The following is a 326-nucleotide window of genomic DNA, read 5'->3' as shown; positions in this document are numbered from 1 at the left end:
GTGAGTACAGGGGTTCGAATCCCCTAGGGGACGCCAGTCTTTCTGGCAGCAGTATGTAGTGATGCAGTTGAAGTGACAATGTAGTGAGTACGCCGCTGCGGAGCGGTAGTTCAGTTGGTTAGAATACCGGCCTGTCACGCCGGGGGTCGCGGGTTCGAGCCCCGTCCGCTCCGCCAAAGCTCTCGCTCAGAGTCTTTCAAGAGCTCCGTTTTCGGGGCTTTTTTGCTTTATATAGTGTGAGACCTTGTTGTCTGAAGTTTGGGACTTCGAGGATCCTGGGGGGTATAGCTCAGCTGGGAGAGCGCTTGCATGGCATGCAAGAGGTC

The 326-nt window shown here is 55.5% G+C and carries 1 tRNA gene; it reads left to right on the top strand.

The features are described from left to right. Window positions 1-99: 99 nt before the first annotated feature. Window positions 100-176, top strand: a tRNA-Asp gene (locus tag BRO63_RS24545). Window positions 177-326 lie beyond the last annotated feature (150 nt).

The sequence above is a fragment of the Achromobacter xylosoxidans genome (assembly GCF_002192695.1).
GTDB lineage: Bacteria > Pseudomonadota > Gammaproteobacteria > Burkholderiales > Burkholderiaceae_B > Achromobacter > Achromobacter xylosoxidans_C.
Note: the sequence above shows the minus strand (reverse complement) of the source record. Positions and strands in the feature narration are given on the sequence as shown.